Below are 25413 nucleotides of genomic sequence, written 5' to 3' on the forward strand. Positions count from 1 at the left end.
TTGATGTCAACGGTCTAGGTGCTGATGCCGACGAGGCCGAGGATCCAGTTCCCGATCCCGGTGGCAGCAGATTCCGAGGTCGCGATCCCGAGATACGCCAGTCCGAACAGACCCAGGCCGCCGACCGTGAAGACTCTCGAGAGATTGCCTTTGAGTCCGCCGACCAGGACCACACACGCGAGTGCGATCAGGATCGTGAACACCACGTTGTCCTTGATCCACGCACGCAACCCGCCGGTGTTGACGTCCGTCGATTGCGCGAGAGTGACGACATCCGCAACGGCAGGTGGGTGCGCCGTCGCGACCGACAGGTCGATCACAGTGGAAGCGATAGAAAACATGAACACTCTCCAACAGGTTGAAAACCAGATCCCACGAATGTGGTTGCGCGGGAACATAGAAGAATTGGTGCTTCGACTTCAAGGCGCCTGTGGATAACTTCTTCGATTCCCATGAGTGCACATCGGGTTCGGCGTTACTCCGTGCGCTGTGGTGGACGAGTCATGCTCAACGCAAGGTTCTTCGGCTCGCGTATGTCGGTTTCTGTCGAGTGGTTGCGGGTCCTTCCATCGTTGCCGAGAGGGGTTTCGTCAACGTGGTGATGAAAGTCCTGATGGGTAGAGCAGTTGAGGGTGTGGACGTAGGTGGTCGCGCCGGGTCCCGAGCGTTGCGTCGACAGTGGTGGCAATGAGGCTGTCGATAGCCTTCCGGCATGGTGCCATCGAAGCCCTGCGGAAGGGCTTTGTCGCAGAAGTGGATTCGACCACTCAATTGCGGGTGAGATGAAGCGCGTCGCGAAGGACTGTGGAACGCCGCCATGAGTGAGCGAAATGTGGGGGTGTGGAAAAGAGGGAACTCATCGGTCCAGACGCCCGCGGAAGCTGTCATTCACGCACCAGCGTTGGCAGGTGTGAAGTGAGGTAGTTTCACGGGGTAGTTTTGCGGGGTGCCGAAATGGTGTGTGAAACGGGTGTATTCACCGTTCCCCCCTCCGGGGGTCACTGCCGTTTTCCGGCCCTCCGGGCCGGAAAACGGCAGTGTACTCATGAAAATTGCTCCGCGCCAACTTTTTTCGGTAACTGCTGTTCAGAGGGTTGCTTTCGGGTGTTGATCGCCGGACCAAGATCACGGCGCGAACAGTCGCCATCGGGGTGATCGAGAACCGATTCAGGCAGGGGTGAAAGGCGACTGACGAAGCTGCGTCTCGGGCCCGAAACTCGCGACCGCGGACGGTGCGCAGAGGTGTATTCGGCGCTTTGATTTCAGTGCCTCGCAATACCCCTCGAAGCACTCGAATCAAGATCATCTCCGCCGCCGTTTCACCCCTTGTCGAGTAGTGGATTCCACGGTTCGCGACGGGTTTATCCAGTGCCACAATCGGTATCGACGAGAGCTGTCATCGACAGAGGTTCGGTGCTGTCAATCAGCATGCGGGGAACAGGCGTCAGCGCGTCGGCTGCAGGCTAGGAAAAAAGTTATCCACAGGCGCCTTGAGAAACTTTTCCCGACTCTGCGAAAGTGCTCCAACAACACACCCGGCGCGACCTGTAACGGGATTCGAATCGAGCGAAAGGAGCAGTCGATGGGCAGAGGTCAGCACGACCCCCTCAAGGACTTCCTCATCGACCTCTTCAGCTCCGAGAAGACAACAGGACAGCCCGGCAAATCGGAGAAACCTGCGGTCGGCAAGTACAGCGCGATCGCGCCATTCATCATCATCGCAACAGCTTTCGCGTTCTACGCTCCACGAATTGTCGAGCTGACCGGGCAGACACCCGAAAGTCAGGGCGCTATCGCAGCCGTGGCGATTCACGGATACCGCTGGCTTCTCCTGCTCGCCACCCTCGCACTGATCGCACTCGACGTCGTGCGGTTCATCTCGCACCGTCACCGCGTTCGGCTCGATGCCCACGTACGACAAGCCACCCGGCACCTTCCAGCGAAGGTCACCGTCGGATTCCCGCCCGGTATCAGCGCGTTGCGCAGCGCCAAGATCAAACTTCCTCGCGGAGCGATCATCCGTCCGAAAGAGATGGACGAATTCACCAGTGCAGTACGTGCTTCCGTAAACCGGCGATCAGGCAAGTGGACCCACACGGTTACTCATCAAGCGCACCGAGATCAGATCGTCATCACCCGTAAGCACGTGAAACCCGACACCCGCTCCGATCGCCACCGGGTCCTCGAACAGGTCCTCGTGGGCGGGCCGCTCAAGGACACGGCCGTCACTGTCGACTCGTACGACGACAACGGTTCCGAGACCGGCTACAAGATCACCTACAGCCAGTCGATGTCGAGCGGCGTGCACGGGTTCCAGCGCAAAATCGACGAGGCTCTCACCTCCCTCGCCGGAACCCACGAGTCAGGGCGCACCTGGGCGACGGAATGGTTCCCGTCCGAAGGTTTTCTTCTGATGACGTTGCGTGCTCCGCTGCCGACTCGCGTGGATCATCCGCTGGAGCTGGTCGACGAGAATCTGCGCCACCTTCCCTATGCGACAGCGGAATCGGATCTGACCATGTTCTGGGACATTTCCACGAAATCGAACAAGCCGCATTGCCTGATCGTCGGCCCGACCGGCGGCGGCAAGACGTCGGTTATCCGCACACTGCTCACAGAAGCTGCGCGCCGCGGAATTCCGTTCCTGGGCGTCGATCCGAAAATGATCGAACTCGACGGACTCGAGGGGTATCCCGGTTGCGCTGCAATCGTCTACGACGCTGTCCGCTCGGCAATGCTGGTGCGCGCGCTGCACTGCGAGATGATGGCCCGCAATCACTACGTGCACGTGAAGAAGATCGAGCCCTCGGAGCTTCCGCTTCTGATCACCGTGCTCGACGAATTCTTCATCCTCTCCGGCAAGTGGCAGCGACTGGCGAAGACAGGCGACGACGAGACCCGCGAGATGCTCAAGGAACTCGATCCGCTCGGTGCATGGGCCGATCTCGCGGTGCTCGCACGATCCGCTGGTATCCGCTTGTTGCTTGGTGTGCAGCGTCCCGACGCGTCACTGTTCGGCGGCGCATCCGGTAACGCACGCGACAACTTCGGCACCCGAATTTCGCTCGGTAATCTTTCGCAGGACGGAGCGATGATGCTGTGGGGAGAGTCCCAAGTCGGCCGCGAAATCGACACCTCCGTTCCCGGTCGTGGTGTGGCATTGGGCAACGACGGCTCTCCCGTGGATGCGCAGATGTGGTGGACGCCGAACGTCGACCCCCACCCGAACAAGTGGAATCAGCTTTCGGACTCCGAGAAGGCGATCATCAACGGGCTCCGGCCACAGGTGGAACCGCAGATTGCGTTCTACTCGAAAGAGTTGCGCCAGTTCGTCGAATCCGAACGCTCGATGGCCACGACAGCGCGCGAACGCGGCTACGCCCCGGAGCCGACGCAACTCGGCGAAGACCACACGGATCAGGCCGTTCCTGCCGCAGCCGTGGACGACGACGTCGATGCGATTCCGGCTCACTCGGTGACCGAAGGAATGACGATCCTCGTTACCGGCGAGGACGGAACCGAACACGAGGCAACCGTCTTCGCCGTGACCGTCATCCGCAACAAGGACACCGGCGATGTCACCGAAACCACGATCACCGTGGGCGGCACCGGACGGGTGAAAAACCACATCACCTACGGGCCGCACGAAGTGGTGTTCCTACCTGAGCCGGACAAGGTCCTCGAGTCCGTGTGACCCCCTGAACGCTTTTACCCCCGAACCCTCGAAACACCACAAGAAAGGTCCTATCGCCATGGCTCGTCGTATCTCCCAGTCGATCACCCCCACCACCGAGGACATCAAGTTACTGCGTGGTCCCTTCGCACCGACCAAGGGCGGCGGGGATCCAGTCATCACCGCACTGCGCAAGGTCCTCAAAGACGGCGTCCCGACGTGGCTCGCCAAGCTCAGCGAAGAGCAGGAGTTGACTCAGCCGCGCCTCGACGAGATCAAAAGTGCCGTCGCGACCCGCCGCCAGATCATCGAGGTTCTACCCGAAGGCAAGGCACGAGAGGACGCCCTGGCGGCACTCGACAAAGCAGTCACCATCGTCTCGGAGATGGACAACGAACTCTCCGGCGTCGCTGCATTCAGCGGAACGAACGCCTGATGTCCGCCCTTGCCATCGAGATCACCGGCGAGCGGACCGCCGTCGCGCGCGGGGCAGGGGCCGAAGAGGTGGAACTGACCGCCGACAAGGGACAGTCGATCCACGCTGTGATTGCTGCGTACAGCCGCAAGTATTCAGCTGATGCAGGTGCACCGGTAGAGGTCGTCGTGAACGAAGCAGGACGCACGAATTACCTCACCGTCACCCCTGACGGGAATGTCTCGCGGTCGTTGCCGACAGGGCCGATCGTCGCAGCGGCTGCTGAGGCGGAAGTTCCGCAGGTCGATGCTGCACCGGAACCGGTCACGATGTCCGTCACCGCCACGTCGCAGCAGTCGGACGTAGCCGAGGAACTAGCGGGCGAGCCGGAAGAAGGTCCGGTAGATGTTGCACCGGAACCGGTCACGATGTCCGTGGCCCCCACCGGCCACCTGCCGGTTTCCGCCCCCGACGCAGTGCGGCGGGAAGGCAACGCGCAGCGGCCGCGCCCACCAGTCCCGTGGCAGCGTCCCAACCCCGATACAAGCGCCCGTCGGTCACAGGCAAACGCCTCCACACCAAGCACGCGTCCCGCGATGTCGGTACTCGCTGCTCCCGAGATCACGCCCGGATCAAACGAACCCGCGCGCACAGGTATTCGGGGTCGACTCAATGCCGTTCTGAACCTGGGACTGGCACCGAAACTAGAGTCCGCCGAGATGCGTCAACGCGCCGCAATCGCTGCGATCACCGGTCCGATTCCGGGGTTCTCGATCGTGACAGTGGCCAACCCGAAAGGGGGTGTCGGCAAGACCCCGATCGCAGTCGGATTGAACGCTGTCATCGCTCAGCATCGGGGAGCGGGAAGCACGGTCTGCGCGGATGTTGCAGAGGTCGGGGGCAGTCTCGCTGACCGCGTCTCCGTTCCACCGCGCGCCGGTCAGGATGTACTCGCACTAGTTGCCGCGCAGGCCGCAGCACCAGGAAGTATCCGTCCTTCCGAGCTGTCGCGGTTCCTGGCACGTCAGCCAGGCGGTGAAGACGTCGTGGCCGGCACTTTCTACGGATTCGACGGTGCCGCCCTGGGATACGACGACGTCGAGTCGTTGGCCACTGTCCTGTCCGAGCATCGCGAGATTCTCATCGCCGATACCGGCAACAACAGGTTGGCCGGGAGTTGGCAGTGGGCGACCTCGAACGCGAACGTCCTCGTCGTTCCAGTGCCATTGCGCCGGGATGCCGCCGCTGCCGCGCACCGGATGCTGCTCGACCTCGCTGCTACCGCGGGATCACACATCCTGGCCCGCACGATCGTCGTTATTACCGACGGGCCAGGTGATGCTCCGATGGTCGAGATCGAGGCCGTCGATGCGTTTCTCGACGTCGGTGTCCATTCGGTTCGTCGGATGCCGTTCGAGCCGTTGTTCGCGTCGGGAGAGCGGATCGCGTTCTCCCAGCTTCGCTCGACGACCACCGAATCCCTGACTGTCGTTGCCTCGACCGTCATCGACCTGATCGCCCACGCCGCGCTCTGACCCACTGTCGTGCGGCACTGCCGTTCGACGTGCGTATCGGCCTCCACCAGTAGTTTCCTCATCGAAAGGCATCACTATGAGTATCGACATCACCGCGGGCAACCTAGCATCGCGGCGTGCACAGCAGGGTGTTCGGCATCGCCGCCGCAGTGCCGCGCGTCAGGTCACTGTCGCTGTTGTCGCTAGCGCAGCGGTCGTGGCCGGCATCGCCTTCGCGCCTTCCGCAACGGCAGCACCGGGACAGGCCGGCATCACCGACGGCGGGGGACAGGCAGGTATCTCACAGGGCGGCGGACAGTCCGGTGTGACCACTGAAACTCCCGCGCCGGCTCCGCCGCAGCCCGCGCCGACCTACTGGGTCGAACCGCCCGCGCAGTACCAGAACATCACCTACCAGCGGCTGGCGAACTTCGACTACAACACCAACACCTACACAGGTCAGTCCACCAACTACGACGCCACACCGATCGATTACAGCCAGCTCCATCTCCCCGGCCCGGCCCCGATCATCGCGCCGATCATCGCCCCGCGCGATACCCTCCGCTTCGGCACATTCCATATCGCGCAGCCGAACTGGGTTTCCGATGCAGACCTCGAACGGACCAACAACACCACTGCCGTTGTCGAGTCGATGGTCGCGACGTTCTGGCATTCGACCGGTGTTCCCGTGGACAAGGCAAGCCGCGAGTCCGCAGCGCAGGTCGCCGGCGCTGCCGGCGGCGCATTGAGCGGTGGGCTAGCGCTCGCAGCACCGTTCGCGACAGGCGGTGCGCTGATCGGCGGCACCATCGGCGGCAATATCGGCATGGGCTTGGGTAACGTCTTCGTCCCCGGTATCGGTTGGGTGGCAGGCGGATTGGCCGGTACAGGCGCAGGTGCGGGTATCGGTGCACTGGCACTAGGTGTTCCGGCTTTCCTCACGGGCGCAGTCGGCGGCGGAATCGGTGGATTCGTCGCGGCCACCGCATACGGTGCCGGCGAACTCGGAGAACCCGTCGACATCGAGATCCCGGACGTCGACCAGCCCGCTGTGACAGCGCAGACACAGAACGTCCTCACCGAGTGGGAGAACTCCGGACCGGTCGGGCAGTTCGCAGCTAACACAGTCCGCGACACCGTTGCCGCCGCTCCTGCAATCGATGCTCAGGTCCGCGACTTCGTGGGAGCGCAGCCCGGCGGTCAGCAGATTATCGAGCAGGTCGACTCAGCCCTGACGGACTATTTCCAGAACGCCTCACCGGGTCTGGCATCCACGCTGATCAGCGAAGCAATCGGCGGCGGCGCACAGGCATAACCCACAGCAACGCATAGCTCGGTCGGGGCGGGCGGCATACCTGCCGTCCGCCCCGACCTGCCACTGGCAATGACAACGACGAAAGGCGAGTGCGCCGACATGAAGTCGATCCTGAGCACCAAGACCACAAGGCATCCGGCAGTGATCGATACGCTCGGCGGCGCACCTGCCGGGGCACCGAAAGCCGCTCGACCCGCAACCGGCTCACCGAAAACCTCCAAGGCCCCGAAAGCCACCAAGGCGCCGAAGCCCCCGAGGGCACCGAAAGCACCACGCTCACCGAAGGACGCGCCGCCGCGGCGCCCCTACCTACTGCGATACGCGGCAGCATTACTGCTGGTTGTGGCACTACTCGGCTGGTTCCTGCTGCGCGTGTTTTCCGGATCCGACACCTTTAACCCGGTGATCGCTCAGAGCGACGAGGTAGCTCCCACATCGATGCCGGCCCTGGCGGTCACCCCGCCGGCAGTCGCCACCGAACCAGTTGCCGACCCCAGTGCCTGCCGCACTGACCAGGGCGATCAGAAGACCGGCGCGGGCGTTATCGCAGCCTTCGAACATGCCTACTACATCACCCGCTCCGCAGACGCGGTCCGAGCGCTGGCCACCCCCGACACCTCGCTACCTCTTGCGGACAAGATTCAAGCTGGAATCGACTCCGTTCCCGTAGGAACCACGCATTGCGTGCGCATCACTGCGGTCACGTCCGGTGTTTACTCCGTCGTTCTCGCGGAAATGCGTCCCGGAATTGCCCCCGAGCAGTACCCACAGACGATCACCACCAAGGACATCGACGGCCGTTGGTTCGTCGACAGCATCAGCTGATCCACCACCGCGACGACATTCCTTTTCAGAGAGACGAAAACTCCAATGAACCACTCAGCCAAGCGAACCCGACGATCATTCGCTGTCGCCGCCATCGGGGTACTCGCCGCGTTGACCGCGTGTGGAAGCGGTGACAGTCGCGCCGCTACCGGTGTATCCGCCTCCAGAAGTGGCACGATCGTCACCGACTCGACCGACGATCTCGGTTCCATCATCATCGGCTGGGGCGAAAAGCGCTCCGACACCGAGATCACCACCCCGAAACCCGAGGACATCACCGCCCGCTGCACCGGCACAGGCGAGAACCTCGTCGTGGACATCTCGGCACCGAACGGCTGGAAGATCAAGGCATTTAACCCGTCCCAAGTTCTTACCGTCGAGAACACCGAGCAGGACCTGTCCGGAGACATCGACACAACAAACCAATTCCTCGAAGCCCTGCACTCGATCGACTGGTCGAACCCTGACCAGGTCGACATCGCGGCCACCGCTGATGCACCGGCCGACTGGAACTCGTCCTACGGGCAAGGACGTGTCTATCTGTCCCTGCACGTCGACTGCACCTGATCGGTGGGAATCGACAACTAACGTCATGACCCAATGTCAACGGAGAGTTATCCACAGGCGGGTTGATGCGGCGCGTCAGATACGTCACTGTGTGCGCTCACCTGAAAGGTGGGCGCGGTTGACGGGACATCGGCGGTGCACACCGGAAGGTGCATTGTCCCTTTGGTAGATGAGGTGCACATGGCGCTCCCACGTCCGAAAGCTCGCCGCGCGGTCACCCTGTTGGTGATTGCCAGCGTCGCCACAAGTTCGGTCGCACTCACCGCTCCTGCGATTGCCCATGCGGCGCCGACCACGTGTGCAGCGACGTTCAATCTGTTCATTCCCGGCACCTGGGAAACGACCGAAGATGCTGACCCTTCAGCGCCGGTCGGCATGCTCAAACCCGTTGCCGATGCCCTCAAGAGCGCGCATGGCAGCGACGCCGAGATTTACACGCTGCCGTACATGGCGCGCGCATTCGATAACGGCCACACCTACGCAGACAGCAAAGCCGACGCTCTCACCAAATCGAAGCAGATCTTGTCAAAGATTGAGAATGCTTGCCCGAGCACCAAATTCACCATCATCGGTTACTCGCAGGGCGCGGACGCTGCCGGTGACCTCGCGTCCGAGATCGGGAACGGCAAGGGTGCGGTCGATGCTGGTCAAGTTCTCGCAGTCGGTCTGCTCGCTGATCCTGGTGCCGGAACGAAAGGCTCTGCGACGGTCGGCCCGCGCACTTCGGGCCACGGTATCGCCGACCCGCGCCCACAGGGGATGGGTTCGCTCTCTGGCCGCGTGGCCTCGATCTGCGATCCAGGAGACCTGTATTGCTCGATCGAGAAGGGCTCGAGCCCGATACTCGGTTCGCTCGGCTCGATCCTGACAAAGAGCCCCAGCGGCGCCGCGACCGACACGGTGGCCGGCGGGAACAGTCGACTCGCCACCGCGATGACGTCGGATTTCTCCGGCTCAGATCTGCCTGCGCTGGCGGCGAACGTTGCCACGCTCGGGAAGCGGCTCTCCGAGCCGGCCGTCGACATCAAACAGGTAGCGGTAGCCGCATCATCGATCGCGAAGACCCTCGCGCCATTGGCGGACCTCCTCGACTCGGGAGCGGCGAACCCGCAAGCGAACGGCCAACTCGCGGCCGCACCGGTTGGTACGGCCGAGTACAACGCGTCCGAAGTCCTCACCAGGGCGGGGCAATCCGATCTCACTGCAGCCCTCGATACCGCCACGAAACTCGCAGACACCGCGAACAGGCTCACCGGCCGTGACGGCGGTGACTCTCTGCGCTTGCCGTCGACCTCGGCGGAGGTGCAGACCCTGACCAGGGCCGCAGAGTCTCTCGGCGTGCAGGTCGCACCACTGGCATCGACCCCCTCCGATGCGATCACCTCGGCCACCAGCGTGCTGTCGGTACTCAAACCGACGGTGGTGGTCAATCAGGTTCTCAATGTCGCCACCGGTATCACCTCGCTCGACATGCCCGGCATCCTCGAGAATCTGACTGTGCTGCCGCAGAGGGTCGCCGCGCTCGACGCGCGCGGTGCTCACGAGATCGCGGGTGAGCTCAATAATCAGTTCTCACCGTTGATCACGATGGCTGCAGCTGTTGATCTGACATGGGTCTCGCAGGTGCTTTCGGTCATCCCCGACCCCTCCGGTGCTACTCAGATCGCGGCACTCGTCGCGTCGATCCTCGCAAACGTTGACGTGATCAAGTTGGCGAACATCGTCGGGCAGATCCAGGAGATCGCCTGGGCTGCTGTCGAAAAGCTTCTACCTCCACTGGGGAAGCTGCCTGATCCGCTCGGCGCAGCCGCAGCCATGACGGGTCTCGTTCCGGTTGGCCTGGATTTGGCGTCGGTGGCGATGAACATGCTCTCCGGTAAGGCCACCAAGACCCCGCCGGCACTGATGGGTAAGCAGACGAACGCGGTCTCCACGAGCATCACCACCGCGGCGGAGAACCTGGATTTGCCGCAACTGTCGGACTCGTTGGTGAAGTTGTCGCAGTCGCAAGAGGCAGAGGACCTCGCCTCCTTGGTCGGCGAAGGACTGCGCGCTGCAGACTTTTTCGCCTCCGGTGCTCATACCAACTACAACTCACTCGTCGTCGACAACGCCGGACGCAGCGCCATTGTGTGGCTCTCGGACTGGCTCAATCTCCAGATCGGACGTGCCGTATGAGTCCCCGAGCCCACAACCCCGCTGCCCGATGGACCTCGTGCGAGAAGTGCGGTCACCGCGGCTATCACACACGCGGTGATGCGAAGGCAGTTCGCAAACGCCACCACGGCACCAAAGGGATGGCCGTGTTCTCCTGCCCCCACACCAAGGGCTTGTTTCACGTCGGACACCGGCCGAACGCGTTGAGCAGCGGGGAGATTGATCGCAACCTGCTACGAGTGCAGGCCCTGAAATCGGACACCGCCGCAGAAAGCTTTCGAGTCGCGCCGTTCACGACATGCCCTGCATCGGCGGTGTCATCGTCTGAATCTCACTCCGGCCGGACCCTCGCAGCCGAGCCCATGGTCGCAACCACCGATGCCCGCCGACTGGAACGCACCCGACGGGTGCGCACCGCACCTCGGTGTCCCTGCACCTCGACCGCATCCGATCAGAATAAGGAAACGACAGAATGAACTCCCCGAACTTCGATGACACGGAACATCATGCCCACCTGCACAATTCGCTTCCCGAGAAAAGTGTCGCTGCCTGCGGGCAGGCCGAGTACTCCGAGAACACGTGCGAGAGATTAGTGCCCCACGCCTTCACCGTGCTGCCGGGCGACGAGGGATCGCCCGTGGTCATTCATGTTCCGCATTCCTCGCGCCTGATCCCGCCCGATATCCGCGCCGACCTGATGCTCACCGACGAGGAACTTGCCGAAGAGTTGGACGAGGCCACCGACACCGCCACCGACGAGATCGCACTTATCGCCCTGGCCCACGTCCGTCTGCGGCCCACGATAGTGATCAACCACCTCTCACGCCTGGTCATTGACCCGGAACGGTTCCCCGACGGCGACCCGGCTGAGGCGTTCGGCCGCGGCGCCGTCTACACCCGGACCTGCTCCGGGGCGCCGCTGCGCGCCGACCCGTACTCATCTCGGGCGGAACTGATCGACGCCTATTTCCGTCCCTACGCCGACGCCGTCACCACCGCAGTCGAGAACAGGTTGAACGCTTGCGGGCAGGCGATCGTCATCGACCTGCACTCGTACCCGGAGAAGCCGTCCGCGTTCGAAGACCCTGCCGCGCCGCGGCCACCGTTGTGCATCGGCACCGACCCCCAGCACACCCCGCCATGGTTGATCGGCGCTGCCCGTGGCGCTTTCACGTCCCTCGGCGAGATTTCCGAGAACACGCCCTACAGCGGAACCTATGTGCCACTGCAGCACTACGGCACCGATGCCCGGGTGTCGTCGGTGATGATCGAACTGCGCCGCGACACCTACCTGACCGATCCAGTCGCACCGCACCCCGAACGCATCGCGCAGCTCGGCCGCGACCTCGCTGCCCTCATCGATGCAGTCAGCGACCGAGCCGCCGATGTGTAAACCCAAACCCGGCCCACGCTGCACCCCGCACATCCGCAAGCGTCTCGACAAAGCCGCCGCCCGCATCGATTCGGCCCGCGCCGCGCTTGAGGAGAATCCCAGCCACGCCCGCCTGCGACAGCGCGTCGCGGCCGCCGAAGCCGCCCATCGCGACACCCGCGATCTCTACGACTCCACCCCCGGCGGCCAGAACGAACTCCGCACGGCGATTTCCGCCGAACCCGATCTGGAGCGCCGAGCCGAGCTGACGCGGCGACTGGCCGCCGGAGAGCAGTTGCGCGCCGAACAAACCGAGGCACTGCGCCGCGCACGAACCGGCGTGGCGGACAATGACAACGAGAGAAACGAGAGAGGAGAACATGATGGACGAACCGATGACGCAGGAACGCCGCGAAAAGTTTTGGAGGCAGTACGGCTGGAGTCCGGAACTGCCGGCGGCCAAGCGGGCGGAAATCGAGAAATACTGGTCGGATCCGGAGATCGAGGAAGCCCAAGCCCTCGGCTTTTAATAGGTGACCGCCAGATCCAACCGGTCACCGACCACACCCTCCCTGCCGACGAACGCGAAAGCTTCGCCGCGCGCGGACTGTCCGCACCCACGCTTTACGAACTGAATCCCGCCGACGCGGGCGTCTACCGCGAGCAGATGCTCGAGCTCACCCGAAAAAACTCGCACGCCGCATCGGTTCACGTCTACGGCGAAACCGAATACCGGCAGATGCGACTTCTGGTCACTGACGACGGAAAAGCCGGCGTCGCACTCAAAGACGACGAAATCGTCTCCGCATTCGCGCACAAGGACAGCGCACACCCGAGGTCAGTGCAATCGATGCTCCGCCAGGCCACCGCCCTCGGAGGTCACCGTCTGGACTGCTTCGACACCGTTCTCCCCAAGCTGTATTCGGATGCCGGATTCGTCCCCGTCGCACGGCTCGCCTGGAACGACGACTACGCACCCGACGGCTGGGACTACCAACAGTTCAGCCGATTCAACGGCGGACGGCCTGACGTCGTATTCATGGCCTACGACCCCGACCGCGTCGGAGGCATGTACACGCCAGGAGCAGGGCAGTACGTCGACGACTACGACGTAGGTATCGCCCGCGCCCAGGCGTACCAACCAGGCATGTCGAAAACATGAGGGGCGCAAGCAATAGGTAACGACATGACCGAGGACAACAGGAGTGTCCTGAATTATCAGATACTGCAGATAACATGAACAAGATATTCATTCAGCATTACAACGAAGAGGATTCCTGTGGCCGAAATATTTATTCGCCAACTTATCGACGATCTCGACGGAAAACCGATCGACACCGGATTGGGACACGAAGTCACCTTCGCCTATCAGGGCATCGACTACCGCATCGATCTCAGGCCGACTAATGCCGACAAGATCGAAGCGGCGTTCGCCCCGTACATTAAGGCGGCGGAGAAGGTCTCCTCTTCCGGCAAAGCCCGTTCGAAAACGCAGACTGCGACCAAGGCATCTGGATCCGGTCGATCAGCCGAGCAACTGAAAGCAATTCGGGACTGGGCCGGCAATAACGGCTTCGACGTCTCCCCACGTGGGCGGATCAAAGCCGATGTCATCGACGCTTTCGACGCCGCACATTGATACTTGTGAACAGCATCTTGTCTGACTGACACACAACGAGTAATGAACTTGCATTCCGTGATTTTCTTCGGTGAGACGAAGTGATTCAGGCGAGTTCGAGACCACCCTCGGCGGCGAAAACCGGACGGCCGTCGTCGAGGGCGATCGTCCACCGCAGCGCCGGCGCCCAATCCCGCCCTAGTTCGGAGCTGTCGATGACGAATCGGCGTAGTCGTCGACCACGACCACGACCTGCGGTTTGGTATTGCCGAACGGTGATCCGGGTGTCGGAATTACGGTGACCCGAGAACCGACCGCAATTGGGCCGGTGCGCTGAGCGTCGAAATCGGCATAGGGCTGATTTTGACAGAGCCCGATAACTGCGGTGGAAGTAGCTAATCCATCCTGAGCGTTGTGTACTTGCACTTGGCGCCGACGGCGACTTGTGCGGCGGGGAAGCATAAACGGATAGAGGTCAGGACCTCCCGCACAGCGAAATTGGCAGCGAAGCCACGAATGTACGGTATCGTGCAGTCTGATTGCAGTTGAAATTGCAATCAGAATCGACCAATGCTCGTTGGTGAGCACCATTCTCTAAGGACGGCCGTGATCAAGCCCAGTCATCTAGTAGCCCTCGCTTGTATCGGTGTGTTGCTGACTGGGTGCTCGGCCGAGAGTTCCAATGCGATACCAGAGAGCTTGAGTAGCACAATAAGTACAAGCACTTCAACTCCCGCGAAAGTTTCGACCGAATCGCACGTCGACCGGCTCGTATGCATCGGTGACCGAGGCCTGGAACGCTGGGGGCTGGGTATCTATGCGACGTACAAAGACCTTCTCCAAGGGAAAGATTCCTCGATAACCGCAGTTACCCTCGCTCGCCAATTAACTGATTTAACAATGATAGCGTCGAACGGCGAAAACGAAGACGGATCGAAGATCATCAACGAAGCCAGTTCAGAAATTCGTCTAGCAATTACAAAGATGATTCAAGACGCGGATCGTAAAGCGCAGCACTTTACTGACGCCGCTAATAGAAGATTTGCTCCCGACAATGATGTGACTGATGCCATGACCTCCTACACTCAGGCGCTCGCCGCGTGCACGACAGCTGGATATCAACCATCATGGTTCGATATCGAAGAATTAACCGGCAACTAGCTTCAACCGTTCGAATCTCCTCTTTGCGTATCTCGGGTCTTCATCGGTCGTTACCGAAGGCGTGCGACGGTGGCGCGGCTGAGCCAGAGTTTCCTCTGGGCCAGCCGAATTCGTGAATGCGATACGTTCGTCATAGGTCAATGTCGTGGTCACCATGGTGTTCCTGCCTCCGCGAGCATCGCGATGCGTTTGGCGTGGATATGGTCCGTGCTGCGGCCGAACTTGTCGGCAAGATCCCGCCCAGACAGGTGGATGCATCGCAACGTCGAGAACGTCGAGCGAATGTCGCGATCGTCTGCAACGAGCCAACACTGATGCCCATTCCTGCGCGGATCAGGCGTATATCGTCACCGGCCAACGTGATTGGAGTAGTGCAGTTCTTTCCCCATGAGGTGTGGGTTCAGGTCGGGATGCGCGGTGGGTAACGGCGATGATCCGGGCGGTTGCTGGTGTGTGCTGTGCAGGTCGCACGCGAAGTTTCCGGGCTAGGTCAGTGGTCACACCAAATGTGTTCGGCCCGAAGCCTGGCGTGGCTTCGGGCCGAACACAGAGAATTGTGGAACGCGGGGTCAGTTGGTGGTGAAGAAGCTGGGGCTACCCGTGAACCCTGCAGATACCGACCACAGCCCGTCGGCTCCGGCCGGAACAGCAACGCAGGTGTTCCCCTCCGCGATGCCTCCGGGGTAGACCTCGTCCACGTCACTGAGATCATCGGGGATGACGCCGCATCTGTCGCCGTACGCCTTGTTGTCCGAGCCGACGAACTTGATCCTCAGGTCGATCCAGGCGGTCCCGGTGTCATCACCGGTGTAGGTCGCTGTGACCGGCACGATCCAGAATTCCATTCCCGGCTTCGGAGAGTCGTTGAACTGGTTTTCGGCGCTGACCTCACTGCCGGCCTCGCGTGGAGTGCCGAGGACGATGTCCCAATCGTCGTTGGTGACCATCGCGCCGATGGGAAGGGGGTTCTCCCGGCTGCCAGCGGCGGTTTGGCTATCGCCGCTCGTAACGGACCCGCCGGTTGAATTGGGTTCGGCTGCCGATAGGTCTGATTCGCTGAACGCTTCGTCAACAGCATCTGTGACCACGGCGAAGAAGACGATGAAACCGACAAGGGTGCCAACGATCGCGACGATGACCGCGGCAATGCTTGTGCCTTTGACCTTGCCGGATTGGCATAGCCCCACGATGCCGAGGACGAAGGCGATCGGGAGCAGGATCCATCCGACGATGAGGGCACCGGGAATGCATGCGAAGACGAAGCCGACCGCCGCGGTGATGACGGCGATCAAGCCGATGGTGTTCTTCTGTTTCACCGGCTGCTCGGGCGTCGGGGGGTAAGGGGCATAACCGGGGGGAGGACCCAGGGGGGGTCCGGGCGGCGGCATGGTCATAGTCAGGTCCTTCATCAGAGTCATGTGCCTGTCGGGTGGTGAATCCATCCGCGCACAGTGGGTTGTTGCTTGGCTAATCCGAGTGTGTGGCGCATCCGCCCTGCGGCTGTCCCATTTCCGAAATGGACCCATTTTTGAGGTGGATGCTCGAATTGCTTTCTCAGATATAAGCAGACATCAGTGACAAATGCGAAAACACCCCCTGGATGTGAGCAACGTTCACACAGTGGAGAATCCTTGATAGCGCACTATCAGATTGCTGAAAATGCCGGACCTAGGATGATCTGCGGGTGTCGTCATATACAAGGGGTTTTCGGTTTCCGCAGGAGATCATCGCCCACTGCTTATGACTCTGACTACGGGTGGATGTCGCGGGATAGACCTGCCGCGCTCAGCGACACCGCCGTCGCACAGGCTCGCACCATGAAGAGTACCGGCGCCTCGACGAGCGAGGTTGTCAAAGAGTTCGGTATCAGCAGGTCCACCGTCTACAGGTGCCTAAACTCATCTGACGGCTCCCGCCGTGTCAAATGGTTCGGTGAAAACGTGCCAGGTAATTCCGGGAGGCACAATGTCGGTCGGGTGCATCAGATCGAGGCTAGTTGGTGAGGTGGCGGCGGTGATGGTCCCTCTACACCTCCACTCTATTGAAACCAGGTCAGCGCTATCCGGGCATGTGACGCCGGAATCTTGTCCGAGGACGGCACTAGCGGCAAGTTGTAGAACCAGTTGGCTCGTCCGACGAAGATCGGCTCAAGCCACGGCCGGATCTGCGGACCCATCCACCAGTACGTCAGGTCCACCCGGCGAGGCGGACGCCGTTCCGCTGCCGAGGAGGTAGTGCCAGGCTCACCGTGGTGACGACAGCCAGTACCCGCGCTCGTGTCTACCTGGATAGTCGCCCGGCAGTCGCCTGTCCGTTACCGACGGGCATGCCGTATTCCAAAACAGTCCTGGTTGCGACACGTCAACCCATCACTGCTGGTGACATGGACGCAATTGGCCCGACGTGGACGACTCGTGCTTCGGCGTGACGAAGTCCAGGGTGCTCAGATTCGCTGCGACGATGATATGGCGACTGACTCGCAGGGCCGCCCGGGACAGTGCATTCGATCGAGGGCGTCTCAAACGATCGGTTTTCGGACGCCAGGACAGAATCTGTATATCCCCAGGCTGATCTTGGGTCGAGGTCGAGAACTCGTGTCGATAACGCGAAAGGGTTTTCGAAAGTTGTTTTTCGGTGACGCGCGGGACCAGTGCAGATCAGAACCCTCGGTTGCGGTTTTCATGGGAAATAGGGCCATGTAATCTTTAGTCATTCAACGAAATTAGAGTGGAAGTATCGATGGTTGGAACAATCGTCGAAAACGTCGTCATGAATCGACCGGCGATTCGAATCCCCGCCTTCTGTGGTGCAGCAGCGCGGCCTGAGAAAGGCGAATATGGAAGAGACTGGACTGGCGTTGCAGCGTGCCGTCGAGCGGGCCGTGTGTAGTGGAGAGCGAGAGTTGGATAGTCTCGATTTATTGGCTGACTCGCTTATCGGTCAGTTTGCCGCAGCGTCTGATCCTGCTATGGCCGCTTCGGTTGGTGCAGGGCTGACGGTTGAGCTTGCTGAAGTTGCCGGCGGTTTCGCAAGTAGCCTTCGAAATCACCTCACCGAGCAGCGCAAGGCTCTGTCGACGTTCAATGTCGCGTTCTTCGGCAGAACCGGTGCGGGCAAGAGTACGTTGCTTTCTGCGTTCGGTGGGCTTGACGGTGGTTACGTATCGCCTGGTGATAGCGATTGGACCACAGATGTCACGGAAATCGCATGGCATGGATGTCGACTCTGGGATACGCCGGGAATCAACGGCTGGGGTCGCACTCAGACGCGGGTTGACCTCGAGGAAACTGCACGGCGAGCTGTTGAAATTGCCGATGTAGTTTTGCTGTGCTTCGACAGCCAAAGCCAGCAGGCATCAGAGTTCATGAAAGTAGCTCAGTGGGTGCGTTCATACGGAAAGCCGGCAGTGGCCGTTCTGAATGTGCGTAATCTGCGATGGCGTCACCCGGATAAAGTGGCCAGTCATGCTGCACGACAATCGTTGTCTCGCGGGGTCGGTGAACATGTCGACAATATCCGGACTGAATTGTCCAAGATCGACCTTCCAAGTACGCCGGTCGTTGCTATCCAGAGTCGACGCGCCTTATTTGCTCGTGCGAGTACCCCGTTCAAGGGCCCTGCGGAAGCCAACTTTTTGTCGGATCGCAAAAAATTTGGCACCGAGTATTTGTCTCGTTGGTCTAACTTCGGTGTGCTCGAAGAGTTGCTCGTTGCGTCGATAGTTGAAGGAGGGTCCGACCTCCGGCGAACGTCCTTGCGGGAGGGGTTGCGCGGGATGCTCGACGCAAAAGCCACGGAACTCGATCAACTAGGGCAGTCGATCGATCCGCGGATCGATGCTGCGGAACGTCGGATCGCGCAGCTTCTGGATGTGTTGGGGTACGTCGACGGTGACGAACGCAGACGATATCTCGGCGGTGACAGCCCGGATCTGCTTTCTGTTCTGGAAGAGGCGCGGGGTCGGCCGTTCACAGCAAGCACTGAAGGTTCGCTGGATCGGCAGATGAATCGTCTGATCACCTTTCATCTGTCGGGGCTGCGTGAGGACTCCATCACGAGGGCCAAAAAACTTGTGGAAGCTGTTTTCGACGACGACAAACAGATCGACCAGGAAGCCTTTCAAGAGGCAGTCTTCACGATGTCTGCCATTCAGGCCGCAGTGGAGAGCATGTGGAAGTCCAAGACTTCGTTCCTCCTGCGGGAACTGCAGCTGGCCAGTGCTGATGAGGCGCCCGATATCACCGGGACTTCAACCGACTCGGCGAACCTGGATGGCACAGGGGGTGCGCTGACGTCGAATCTTGCGCGGTCGATGCAAGCTGCCGGTATCGTCGCCAGTGCGGCTTCGGGCGCCCTACTCCTACCCGCTGCGGCCAATTTTTGGAACCCTGGGGGGTGGGCGGGCATAACCGCATCCGTCAGTCTCGGTGCGGTGTCCTTTGTCAGCCGTTTTGCCGGAGATCGTATCGCAGCCAGTACTGAAAAGCAGGGCGCAGTAGCCAAATCAAAGGCAATAAGTGAATCTTTGGCCGCAGTTCATCAAACTTATGATCGAATTGAGCAAAACTTGCTGGTCCATGGCCGCGTCCTGTCCTGGCAGGTGGCTGAACCAATTTTGACCGAATTACTCACGGAATCGCTGTCTTTACGTAGCGGCAAGGCCGCTACGGGAGAGTTGATTGTGAATCTTCGCGAAGTATCGGCGTCCTTGCCCGTGACGGTAGGCGTTCAAACGGTGATGGCGCGTGCACAAGATCGTGTTCTTGCTGATCGGTTGGTACTCATGCTGCAGGACAACGGTTCTGGAGCCCCTAACGTCGAAAGATCAGCGTGTGGTCGCAAGGTCTGGTTAGGTGAGGATTGGTTCGAATACGACAGCGGAAACGTCGACGAGATTCCGTCGGAAGCCTCGCGTCTGCCTGTGTTCGTCGAGCAGGAGAATACTGATCGCGCGGATCTAGGTCAGGCATTGACGCATTCCTGGCACATACCGTCGAATGACTCTGTTGCCGAGTTGATTCGGGAGATCGAAGCCGCTGCCCGGCCTGATGCTCAGTTCGTCAAACCTACGCCGGCGCAGATGGTCACAAAACCGACAGTTGTGGTGCTCGGAGACTACAGTTCCGGCAAGTCGAGCTTGATCAAACGTCTTCTGGTGGAGATGAGCGGTAAAGTGCCTGAGAATCTACACGTGAGAGGTAGCGCGACCACAAGTTCGGTTCAGCGTTACAACCTCGGACATGTGCAACTACTCGATACCCCCGGATTCCAGAGCGGTAATCATGACCACGACGCACTAGCTCTTGCGTCGGCCGGCGACGCCTCGCTGATTCTTGTCGTGCTGCACGTCAACCTCCTTATCGGGGATATGGCCCTGCTTCAGGACATCGTCCAAGGGACGCGAAATACCATCGCCAAGAACAGCCGAATAATCTATCTGATCAATCGGTCCGACGAGTTGGGCGTCGATCCCACCGCTGCACCCGACGACTTCTTGCTGTTGAAACGACGTAAGGAATCGGAACTTATTGCGGCGTTGGCCTCGCGTGGCATCGAGGTCGATCCGACTCATGTGCACACGCTCTCCGGCGACCCGTTCGGAGAAGTAGGCGCGCGCATGGATGTCAGTCGCGCAGACTATGCCCACCACCGTGATTGGGATGGCGTTGCTCCACTTGTTCGGATGCTCGATTCGTTCTCGACCAAGTTGGGGAGTGCGGGGGTAGCCGGCGCTCAGCTTGATACTGCATTGAATGCAATGTTGAACGAACGTAGTCGAATTGAAGAGAAGATCATCGATCTCGAATCCGAGACAACGGCTCGCGCTTCGGTACAGCAGTCGATCAAGAACAGCGTGCAGGATTCCGAACTCTTGGAAGCATCGGTGAGGGAGCGGGCGCGTCGCATCGTTATTCCGCATGCGAATGCGGCCAGGGCGAAGATACAAGCGGCAGGACCGGACGAGATCGACACACTTGGTGCCACGATAAATTCGTGGAAGTCCAGCAGTGAACTCGACTCTGATATCGAACGATTCTGGATCAAGGCGCAGGCAGAGATTGAAGACTGGTTCCGAATTCATGCCTCGACTATTGGCCGTGAGATGGCATCTGTTGATTTTGTCTCAGAGTTACGTCTCGACGACAGCCTCGACGGCGCGCACCCGCCGGCACTGGATGGAGCGGAGCTCGCGGCCAACATAGCCAAGGGGGGCGCGAAAATAGCGAAGGCACTGGGCAACCGTGATGCCATCTATGCGATCGGCAAGGGCCTCGGCCACAACTTCAAGCCCTGGGGGGCTGTCAATGCCGCGGCTAAGGTCGCCAAGGCTGCGCCGATCCTGGCCTCAGTAGGTGTGGCAATGGACGCGGCCGCGATGATCAAAGGTGAAGTTGCTCAGAAAAACAGGGAGTCAAAGCGTCGGGAATTGGATGCAGACATCGCACATGCGGCAGATGGCCACGTCATGTTGATATTGAACGGGGCGGCGGAGGACGGGTTGATACCGGTCCTTCATGAGTGCACACGTTCACTGGCTGATTACGGCGAAATTCTCGAAGCAGAGCAGACGGTAACGGACGCTGAGAGATCCGCGTTGGCGGCATCACATGCGGAGATCGAACAGTTGCTTGCCCGAACTGAAAATTTGCGCCAACACGAACGGAGATCGTGAGTGAACGAAATCGACATCCTGAAGGTCAAAGAATGGCTGGCGAACTTGCCAGGAGGGTCACTCGCAGACAACTACCTCAAGCGCTGGGAGCAGTTTGCAGCGACAGAGCTGCCCGTCATCACGGTATTCGGCTCGTACGACACGGGAAAAAGTTCGTTGATCCGGCGACTGCTGGTCGATGATGCTGTGCCGGTGCCGGATTGGCTGACAATCAGCGCTCGGCATGAAACGTTTGGCGTGAACAGTGTTGAATTTGCCGGCGCACTACTACGTGATACCCCGGGATTGGCAGTCGGGGCGGACGACGTCCGCGGCAAACTGAACACCGAACTTGCACGTGAGGCCATCAGTACAACTGATATCGCGATCGTCACCGTCACACCACAATTGGCAACCGGTGAATACGAGTTTCTACGTCAGATCATGGAAACCGGGTGGACTCCGGAGAACCTGTGGTTTGTCATCTCCCGATTCGACGAAGCCGGGATCGACCCGGACGACGACCTTGACGGATATCGAAAACTGGCGGCACGAAAAACGTCGGAATTGGTGAAATCGCTGAAACTTTCGTCAGCGCATCCAATACATGTCTTATCGCAGGACTTTGCTCAGATGGCTGGGGGAGCAAGAGATGTCGAGGCAGATATGTGGGACGACTCGCGTGAGTGGGACGGTATGGATGGCTTCGGAGAGGCGATCAAGAATGTCGCGTCGGGTGATGTGGTTGCCCTCCGGGCTTCCACCGAGCAGCGGTATTGGAGGCAGGCTGTCCTACTCACAGTGAACGACCTGAAAGACCAGCTTGCAGCGTGTGAACCGCTGCTCGTTCAGGCTGATATCGCGGCCACTCGCCGTGAGCAGTGGAAGAGTTCACTCGACGATGTAGACCATGACGCGAGGGCCGATTTACGGGGGACACTGGGCCAGGCTGTCCGTTTGGCGGTTGCAGGTGGGGAACACAACTCCGCGAATGTCGTCAAAGACTTGCAGTCGGCGCTCACTGATTGGTTCAGGAAGCATGAGCGAGAACTTGATCGGCTACTCCAGGATGTGGTGAGAACCGATGAGCGGCAACGACATGAGCCGTCGTGGAAGAAGTTGGAAGAACTCACAGCACGTGTCGCTGTGGACATCAACGAGGTACCCGAGGCACGAATTGAAGCGTTAGCCCCGTATGTCAGCAAGTTCGGTCCATTGCTCATCGAGGGTCTCCGCGAGTTCGAAAAGAGCCAAGCGGGCGGTTCATTGAAGAAGAGTCAGGCGCGAGCTGTCGCTGCGAAGGCGGCCGACAACATCGGGACTTTCGGCAAGGGGTTAGCATTAGCTTCCGAATTGCTGCCGCTGGCTGTCGAGATTGTCGAGGCGATCGATGGTTTGCGAGCTCAACAAGCCGTAGCAGTTCAAGAACGTCGAGCACTGAACAGTCAAACTGACAAACTGGCTGAGGAAGTGAGTGCACTAGCTCTTGATTCATGGGCGGAAGTACTTGCCGAAGCACGCAACGAAATCGATCAGACGGCAGCACCAGCAGAGCTTTCTGGCACCCTGCGTGATTCGGTCGAGAGGTTGCGTGCTGCGATCGTGGAGGTCGAAGGGATTCTGAATCCTCGAAAAGAATCCTGACGATCCTCGATGGGACGGGCTGGCGCTGTCCCTATATGACGTTCAGCCTGTCGGCAGCAGTATCGGTGACGGCATCGGCGTAGGGACGGAAATAGGCTGTGCAGTCGATGATCCGCCAGGCCCCGCGGCTAGGAGGTCATCGTCTGGACTGCTTCGACACCGTCCTGCCGACTCTGTACGCGTACGCCGGATTCGTCGCCGTCGCACGGCTCGCCTGGAACGACGACTACGCACCCGACAACTGGGATTACCACCAGGGCGGCCGATTCAACGGCGGCCGACCCGACGTCGTATTCATGGCCTATGACCCGACCATGGCAGAGGCATGTATACGCCAGGGGCGGGGGAGTACGCCGACGACTACGACGTAGGTATCGCCCGTGCGCAGGCGTACAGCCAGCGTATCGATAATTGGGGGGACACACGATGAACAGCGAAGCAGTCGCATTGGCACCGCACTCCACGAAGGGGCGAGGGAAGAATCGAAAGCCGCTGAGGAATACCGGATACCGACACGCGCTCAAGGATTCAGGGACCTCCGCATCCGCAGACTGAGTCCTACGCGCATAGATGTATGCATGGTTGCGCGCATCGAAGCACGGACTTGCGGTGGTTTCGAAAATTGCGGGTGAGGTCTCGGTGGTTTTTCTGCATGCGGTGGCGGAGTACTGGAGAACGGTCGGGTATAGATAGCGGTCATGAGCGAGTACACGACTAAAGGTCGCGCTGGGCTGGATGACCTCGAAGCGGTGGGACGTCGACTGATCGTCGACGGATACTTACGGGGTGATTCGGTGCTGACTCCCGGCGATCCGGTGTGGTCGCTCGCAAACTTCGTTGAACTGAAAGAAATTTACATCGACCGTCCTGACCAAAGTCCGGACAAGAGCTTTTTCGAGAAACTCGCGGTCCAGTTCACCGGGGCCAGTGACGGTGCGATCCAACTGTTCGCAGAGCTGCTTTTGACGAATGTCCTTCCGCTGTCGAACTACCTGGGGAAAACCAAGATCTCCCATGTTCGGCAGGTCTTGGAAATGATGGAGCATCCGATCGCCGTCCCCGTCGACGTCGTATCAGCAACTGCGGTAGGCGCTTTCAACGGTGGGACAGCGTTCGGTGTCCGGCGGTGGTCGCAGCTGTGGCTCCTGATCTACTTCGGACTGCACCTGCATTCGTTGAGCGAAGAGGAACGGGAGATCCTCGCGAAGGACCCGTTGGCGTTCCGAGATGCACTGACGGCCGTGCCGGCCCCGAACGAACCGGTTCAGCGTGCGGCCGTGCGGTACCTCGCGTTCCCGAAGTTCTTCCGCCCGATCGTCAGCTCACGACACCGCCGTCTGATCCGGGACACCTTCGCGTCATACCTCACGCGCTCGGTGTCCGACGATGTCGATGTCGATCTCGACGAGATCAACCGGGCGTTCGAAGCCGAGCAGAACGGCCCAATCGACTTCTACCAGGAGCCGTGGATGTCGATGTGGAAGCCGGTCAAGACGCCGAAGAAAACCGCTGCCGCCGCCGACGATGTCGACGGCATAGACGTCATCGACGAGGTCGATGACGAGTTGCTTGTTCCGGCAACCGAATTCTCTCTCGTGGATCCGGACCAGGAGTTGGCGGACTCGCTGCACGTGGATCTCGACTGGCTCGCCCGGTGCGTCGATCTGCTGCGTGATCGCCCGCAACTGATCTTCTACGGCCCACCCGGAACCGGGAAAACTTACATCGCGAAGACGTTGGCTCGCCACCTCGCCGGACCGGACAACGTCACCATCGTCCAGTTCCACCCGGCCTACAGCTACGAGGACTTCTTCGAAGGGTTCCGTCCCACCCCACACGGCAACGGCCAGATCGGTTTCGAGCTCAAACCGGGCCCCATGCGCCGCCTGACTGAGCGTGCCCGCAAGCACCCGGATCAGTTGTTCGTGCTGGTCGTCGACGAAATCAACCGCGGCAACCTCGCCAAGATCTTCGGCGAGTTGTACTTCCTGCTCGAATACCGCGACGAGGCAATCGATCTGATGTATTCCTCGGACGACGCCGAACCGTTCACCCTGCCCCGGAATGTGCTCATCATCGGCACGATGAACACGGCCGACCGCTCGATCGCCCTCGTGGACACCGCCATGCGCCGGCGCTTCGGATTCGTCCCATTGCACCCAGCACAGGAACCGACGAAATCGATCCTGCGACGCTGGCTCACCGCCCGCAAGTACCCGCAGCGCGTCGCAGACCTGCACCGAGCACTGAACGCTGCAATCGACGATCCGGACTTCCAGATCGGACCCTCGTATTTCATGCGCCCAGCGGTCCACAGCGAAGGGGGACTGGCGCAGGTGTGGGACACCGCGATCATTCCATTGCTCGAGGAGTTCCACTTCGGGGACCGCACCGTCGACCTCGACACTCGGTACGGTCTCGCTGCTCTGGAGAAGAGCCTGACCGCCGGTGAGTGAACCTGCCGTCCTAACACTCTTCGAGCGACCACCCTGCGGATACA

At 60.5% G+C, this 25413-nt stretch carries 18 protein-coding genes; 16 read left to right on the forward strand and 2 right to left on the reverse strand.

Annotation, left to right across the window (positions count from 1 at the left end; all coding sequences use genetic code 11):
* Nucleotides 1-14: 14 nt before the first annotated feature.
* Entirely contained in the window at nt 15-341 is a 327-nt protein-coding gene (locus tag FFI94_RS32870; protein ID WP_138874037.1) for a hypothetical protein, read from the reverse strand.
* A 1241-nt stretch (nt 342-1582) separates the two neighbouring features.
* On the opposite strand from FFI94_RS32870, the gene FFI94_RS32875 reads away from it, so the two are divergent.
* The 11 genes from FFI94_RS32875 (at nt 1583) to FFI94_RS32940 (ending at nt 14617) form a co-directional block, all read left to right on the forward strand.
* The gene (locus tag FFI94_RS32875; RefSeq protein WP_138874039.1) at nt 1583-3694 is read left to right on the forward strand and encodes an FtsK/SpoIIIE domain-containing protein; all 2112 of its coding nucleotides are present in this window, start codon (nt 1583-1585) and stop codon (nt 3692-3694) included.
* Nucleotides 3695-3752: 58 nt separating this feature from the next.
* Complete coding sequence (locus tag FFI94_RS32880) at nt 3753-4109, forward strand: hypothetical protein (RefSeq protein WP_138874040.1); 357 nt, start codon at nt 3753-3755, stop codon at nt 4107-4109.
* Nucleotides 4109-5623 (forward strand): ParA family protein, encoded by a 1515-nt coding sequence (locus tag FFI94_RS32885; RefSeq protein ID WP_260684580.1) that lies wholly within the window; start codon nt 4109-4111, stop codon nt 5621-5623. Before FFI94_RS32880 ends, FFI94_RS32885 begins: the two co-directional genes overlap by 1 nt.
* Before the next feature lie 76 nt (nt 5624-5699).
* Entirely contained in the window at nt 5700-6917 is a 1218-nt protein-coding gene (locus FFI94_RS32890; protein ID WP_138874041.1) for an insoluble domain protein, read from the forward strand.
* Nucleotides 6918-6986: 69 nt separating this feature from the next.
* The gene (locus FFI94_RS32895; protein WP_260684581.1) at nt 6987-7742 is read left to right on the forward strand and encodes a hypothetical protein; all 756 of its coding nucleotides are present in this window, start codon (nt 6987-6989) and stop codon (nt 7740-7742) included.
* 45 nt (nt 7743-7787) lie between these two features.
* Nucleotides 7788-8309, forward strand: a complete 522-nt coding sequence (locus tag FFI94_RS32900; protein WP_138874042.1) for a hypothetical protein — start codon at nt 7788-7790, stop codon at nt 8307-8309.
* Between the two features lie 180 nt (nt 8310-8489).
* Nucleotides 8490-10487 carry a cutinase family protein gene (locus FFI94_RS32905; protein ID WP_138874043.1) on the forward strand — a complete coding sequence of 666 codons (1998 nt, stop codon included), beginning with the start codon at nt 8490-8492 and terminating at the stop codon, nt 10485-10487.
* Nucleotides 10488-10938: 451 nt separating this feature from the next.
* Nucleotides 10939-11859 carry an N-formylglutamate amidohydrolase gene (locus FFI94_RS32915; RefSeq protein WP_260684582.1) on the forward strand — a complete coding sequence of 307 codons (921 nt, stop codon included), beginning with the start codon at nt 10939-10941 and terminating at the stop codon, nt 11857-11859.
* Nucleotides 11852-13000: a hypothetical protein gene (locus tag FFI94_RS34575; protein ID WP_260684583.1), complete on the forward strand. Its 1149-nt coding sequence runs from the start codon at nt 11852-11854 to the stop codon at nt 12998-13000. Before FFI94_RS32915 ends, FFI94_RS34575 begins: the two co-directional genes overlap by 8 nt.
* Nucleotides 13001-13117: 117 nt before the next feature.
* Complete coding sequence (locus FFI94_RS32930; protein WP_138874046.1) at nt 13118-13477, forward strand: Lsr2 family protein; 360 nt, start codon at nt 13118-13120, stop codon at nt 13475-13477.
* A 585-nt stretch (nt 13478-14062) separates the two neighbouring features.
* Nucleotides 14063-14617 (forward strand): hypothetical protein, encoded by a 555-nt coding sequence (locus FFI94_RS32940; RefSeq protein WP_138874047.1) that lies wholly within the window; start codon nt 14063-14065, stop codon nt 14615-14617.
* 569 nt (nt 14618-15186) lie between these two features.
* Here the strand turns inward: FFI94_RS32940 and FFI94_RS32945 are convergent.
* Nucleotides 15187-15933 (reverse strand): MptD family putative ECF transporter S component, encoded by a 747-nt coding sequence (locus tag FFI94_RS32945; protein WP_138874048.1) that lies wholly within the window; start codon nt 15931-15933, stop codon nt 15187-15189.
* 444 nt (nt 15934-16377) lie between these two features.
* Here FFI94_RS32945 and FFI94_RS34895 point away from each other — a divergent pair, with 444 nt between their 5' ends.
* The 5 genes from FFI94_RS34895 to FFI94_RS32970 all read left to right on the forward strand — a co-directional run bounded on the left by FFI94_RS34895 (nt 16378) and on the right by FFI94_RS32970 (nt 25369).
* A complete protein-coding gene (locus FFI94_RS34895; protein WP_185993501.1) occupies nt 16378-16620 on the forward strand; it encodes a helix-turn-helix domain-containing protein in 243 nt (80 codons plus the stop codon).
* An 803-nt stretch (nt 16621-17423) separates the two neighbouring features.
* On the forward strand, nt 17424-21290 hold the full coding sequence (locus tag FFI94_RS32955; protein ID WP_138874050.1) for a GTPase: 3867 nt from the start codon (nt 17424-17426) through the stop codon (nt 21288-21290).
* The gene (locus FFI94_RS32960) at nt 21291-22913 is read left to right on the forward strand and encodes a GTPase domain-containing protein (RefSeq protein ID WP_138874051.1); all 1623 of its coding nucleotides are present in this window, start codon (nt 21291-21293) and stop codon (nt 22911-22913) included.
* Nucleotides 22914-23020: 107 nt separating this feature from the next.
* Nucleotides 23021-23284, forward strand: coding sequence for a hypothetical protein (locus FFI94_RS32965; RefSeq protein ID WP_260684584.1), 264 nt, complete (start codon nt 23021-23023; stop codon nt 23282-23284).
* A 327-nt stretch (nt 23285-23611) separates the two neighbouring features.
* Complete coding sequence (locus tag FFI94_RS32970) at nt 23612-25369, forward strand: McrB family protein (protein ID WP_138874052.1); 1758 nt, start codon at nt 23612-23614, stop codon at nt 25367-25369.
* Nucleotides 25370-25413 lie beyond the last annotated feature (44 nt).

It is taken from the genome of Rhodococcus sp. KBS0724 (genome assembly GCF_005938745.2).
Taxonomy (GTDB): Bacteria; Actinomycetota; Actinomycetes; order Mycobacteriales; family Mycobacteriaceae; genus Rhodococcus_F.

What these genes read in the sequence shown, in the direction of transcription:
- FFI94_RS32885 (WP_260684580.1), top strand. Translation starts at nt 4,109, where the DNA reads ATGTCCGCCCTTGCCATCGAGATCACCGGCGAGCGGACCGCCGTCGCG.
- FFI94_RS32895 (WP_260684581.1), top strand. Translation starts at nt 6,987, where the DNA reads ATGACAACGACGAAAGGCGAGTGCGCCGACATGAAGTCGATCCTGAGC.
- FFI94_RS32875 (WP_138874039.1), top strand. Translation starts at nt 1,583, where the DNA reads ATGGGCAGAGGTCAGCACGACCCCCTCAAGGACTTCCTCATCGACCTC.
- FFI94_RS32870 (WP_138874037.1), bottom strand. Translation starts at nt 341, where the DNA reads ATGTTTTCTATCGCTTCCACTGTGATCGACCTGTCGGTCGCGACGGCG.
- FFI94_RS32900 (WP_138874042.1), top strand. Translation starts at nt 7,788, where the DNA reads ATGAACCACTCAGCCAAGCGAACCCGACGATCATTCGCTGTCGCCGCC.
- FFI94_RS34575 (WP_260684583.1), top strand. Translation starts at nt 11,852, where the DNA reads ATGTGTAAACCCAAACCCGGCCCACGCTGCACCCCGCACATCCGCAAG.
- FFI94_RS32970 (WP_138874052.1), top strand. Translation starts at nt 23,612, where the DNA reads ATGAGCGAGTACACGACTAAAGGTCGCGCTGGGCTGGATGACCTCGAA.
- FFI94_RS32890 (WP_138874041.1), top strand. Translation starts at nt 5,700, where the DNA reads ATGAGTATCGACATCACCGCGGGCAACCTAGCATCGCGGCGTGCACAG.
- FFI94_RS32965 (WP_260684584.1), top strand. Translation starts at nt 23,021, where the DNA reads ATGATCCGCCAGGCCCCGCGGCTAGGAGGTCATCGTCTGGACTGCTTC.
- FFI94_RS32880 (WP_138874040.1), top strand. Translation starts at nt 3,753, where the DNA reads ATGGCTCGTCGTATCTCCCAGTCGATCACCCCCACCACCGAGGACATC.
- FFI94_RS34895 (WP_185993501.1), top strand. Translation starts at nt 16,378, where the DNA reads ATGTCGCGGGATAGACCTGCCGCGCTCAGCGACACCGCCGTCGCACAG.
- FFI94_RS32905 (WP_138874043.1), top strand. Translation starts at nt 8,490, where the DNA reads ATGGCGCTCCCACGTCCGAAAGCTCGCCGCGCGGTCACCCTGTTGGTG.
- FFI94_RS32915 (WP_260684582.1), top strand. Translation starts at nt 10,939, where the DNA reads ATGAACTCCCCGAACTTCGATGACACGGAACATCATGCCCACCTGCAC.